At 41.9% G+C, this 3,049-nt stretch carries 5 protein-coding genes; 1 reads left to right on the plus strand and 4 read right to left on the minus strand.

Features of this window, described 5'->3' with window-relative positions:
• The 4 genes from WB217_RS05965 to mtnA all read right to left on the minus strand — a co-directional run.
• The coding region (locus WB217_RS05965; protein WP_423991584.1) for a hypothetical protein at positions 1–286 on the minus strand (286 nt) is incomplete at its 3' end.
• Between the two features lie 4 nt (positions 287–290).
• Positions 291–434 (minus strand): acid-soluble spore protein N, encoded by a 144-nt coding sequence (locus tag WB217_RS05970; RefSeq protein WP_335376117.1) that lies wholly within the window; start codon positions 432–434, stop codon positions 291–293.
• A gap of 68 nt (positions 435–502) precedes the next feature.
• Entirely contained in the window at positions 503–634 is a 132-nt protein-coding gene (locus WB217_RS05975; RefSeq protein WP_335376118.1) for an FbpB family small basic protein, read from the minus strand.
• Positions 635–918: 284 nt separating this feature from the next.
• Positions 919–1,968 (minus strand): S-methyl-5-thioribose-1-phosphate isomerase, encoded by a 1,050-nt coding sequence (gene mtnA / locus WB217_RS05980; RefSeq protein WP_423991587.1) that lies wholly within the window; start codon positions 1,966–1,968, stop codon positions 919–921.
• 183 nt (positions 1,969–2,151) lie between these two features.
• Between mtnA and WB217_RS05985 the strand changes: the two genes are divergently transcribed.
• The coding region (locus WB217_RS05985; protein WP_423991589.1) for an NAD-dependent epimerase/dehydratase family protein at positions 2,152–3,049 on the plus strand (898 nt) is incomplete at its 3' end.

Raw genomic sequence — 3,049 nt, forward strand, 5'->3', positions numbered from 1 at the left:
TGATTATTAGCGGAAAACAGTGGATATTAGAAAAGCGCAAGCGCCTTGTAAAGTGAACGTCGACTAAAACCGTCGCATCTTGCGGCAACGTCGACGCCAGCCCATCCTGGGTAAGTTCAACAAGCGCTGGCCGACTAAAACCGCCGCGTCCTGCGGCAACGTCGGCACTAGGACGTCCTGTCCGTCGAAGGGCTAGGCGCTGAAGCTGGACAATTCTCGAAGTGAAATTTGCACCTATCTTTTCAAAAAAATAAAACCTGCCATTGAATTGGCAGGCATTTTCCATACGTTTATTCACCTTTTGTTTGGATAAGCTGTGGCTGTTCGCCAGACTTATCTTGCATTTTCTTCCCTTTGTTACCGCCAAAACCGCGTGGCTGTGTGCCAAGATGGCTAGGAACGAAATGTTTGCTGTCCTTTTTTGGATTGCTCATAAATATCCCCTCCTCTATCTTAAGTTTTGCCTAAAGAAAGAGGAATCATTTATGGTAATGTATGAAATTTACTCCGCTTTCCCCATACGTTTTTGTTCTAATCTTGCTTCGATTTTTTCGAGTGCATCACGGTCATTCATAAGTTGGCGTTTATTTTCCATTACTAACTCCTGGAAAGAACGTTTTCTAGGCTTCCTCATCGTGTTTCACCATCCTTTATTATCATTCTAACAGTAATTATGTCCGGAAACGGTTGCAATTATTACAACTTTTTGAAAATTTAATCGTATTTTATATTTACCCACCTTTTTGGTGAATTTACTAAGTAATTTTTTCCATGGGAAAAAGCACCGTACTTGCGGGTGCTTACTGACCAAGTCTTCTATTCGACTATAGTCATAAATTCAATATGGAAACTAAGTGTGGCATTTATCTCGCCATAAATATAAAAAATGCCGGGCTGGCAGCCCGGCATGAAGTCTAACTAATTTTGAAACAATCGAGGCAATTCTTCACTGTAATTCCCACGCATAATCCCTTTTTCAGTGATGATTGCGGTGATCAGATGATGTGGTGTAACATCAAACGCTGGATTGAATACCTTGACTCCCTCTGGTGCAGTAGATTTACCAAAGCCGGCAGTGATTTCTTCTGCATCTCGCTCTTCGATTGGTATATCTTCGCCAGTTTTTGTTGCTAAGTCAATAGTAGATAGCGGCGCTGCAACATAGAACGGAATATTGTGAGCTTTTGCAAGCAAAGCAACACCATACGTTCCGATTTTATTTGCCACATCCCCATTCGCAGCTACACGGTCACAGCCAACAATTACAGCCTGGACCTTACCTTTTTGCATGACCATCGCAGCCATGCTGTCAGTAATTAGTGTAACATCAATTCCCGCCTGCATTAATTCCCAGGCGGTGAGACGAGCACCCTGAAGCAAGGGGCGAGTTTCATCGGCAAACACCTTAATATCCATGCCTCTTTCCTTTGCCAGGTAAAATGGTGCAAGGGCTGTCCCATAACGAGCTGTAGCGATTCCACCTGCGTTGCAATGTGTCAGAACTGTCATGCCATCGTTAAATAATGTTAGTGCGTTTTCACCAATTGAACTGCAAACATTTTCATCTTCTTCCCGGATTAAGTGAGCTTCTTCGGTCAATAACTGTTTAATTTCTGCTACAGGCTTACCGCTTTCTTTGTTAGCTCGAGCATCCATCCTTTTAAGTGCCCAAAATAGGTTCACTGCAGTAGGTCTTGAGCCAGCGAGGTAATCCGACTGTTTTTTAAAGAATTCATAAAAGGAGCCAAAGTCCTGTTCAGGAGCAGCTTTAATCCCAAGAGCCAAACCATATGCTGCCGCTATTCCAATCGCGGGAGCTCCCCTTACCTTTAGCTGTTTAATTGCATCCCATACATCTTCTATGTTTGTTACCTCAAGGAATTCTGTAACCTGAGGCAGCTTTGTCTGATCAAGAATATAGAGTTTTTCACCATCGTATCTGACTGATTGTAAGTACGTTTCTTCCATGCGGATCCCCCTTCATGCCAACAAGACATTTTTGAACTAAGTTCATTTTAGCAATTAAACTTAATTCAGCAAATAAAAACCAATAGTAGTATGGAAGTTATTTTTAAAATAATGTCTAAATTAAAATTTTCAAAATAGTTTAACAATATGGTATGTTTAAAGAAAACCTTGGGAGGACTAAATATGAAGATTCTTGTTTTAGGAGGAAGCCGGTTCTTGGGAAAGGCATTTGTAGATGAAGCACAAAAAAGTGGTCATGAGATCACCGTTTTTAATCGGGGTAATAACAATGATGTATTAAAAAATGTTGAAATTTTAATTGGCGACAGGAATGGCAGTCTGGAACTCTTGAAAGACCGCCATTGGGATGCTGTGCTGGATACTTCTGGACAGATTCCGCGTTCTGTAAGCAACATAACATCACTTTTAAAAGAGAAAACGGAATTTTATGCTTTTGTATCTAGTATTTCTGTCTATCAGGATTGGATACCAAAAGGAATTAAAGAAAATTACCATGTTCAATCAATGTCAGTTGAAGAAGCAGATAGACTCACAAGCGATCCGGCAACTCCTGTCCTACAATATTACGGTCAGTTTAAAACCCTGTGCGAACAGGAAGCCGAAAGGAACATGCCTGGCAAAGTGCTGAATATACGTGCAGGCCAGCTTGTTGGCGAGAATGACTACACCGACAGACTTCCCTACTGGGTGAACAGGATAGCTGAAGGCGGCAGTGTAATTGCTCCTGGTAACCCTGAGAGCTCGTTCGTCCAATTAATCGACGTCAAGGACCTGGCTATTTGGATCCTGAAAATGATGGAAGAAAAATGTGCAGGTACATACAATGTAACCGGCAAGCCAATTTTGCTTCAGGAGGTCTTGTTAACATGTAAAGAAGTGGCAGGCACCGATGCCGAACTTGTATGGGCTGATGAAGATTTCTTATTCGAGCACAAAGTAGCTCCCTGGACAGAAATGCCATTATGGCTTCCAGAAAAAACTCCTTTAGGGCCTGAACATAAAGAACCTTGGAGCGGGGCATTCCATATAAACATAGATAAAGCGTTGCAAACAGGTCTTA

This window comes from Mesobacillus sp., from assembly GCF_049588175.1.
Lineage (GTDB): Bacteria > Bacillota > Bacilli > Bacillales > Cytobacillaceae > Mesobacillus.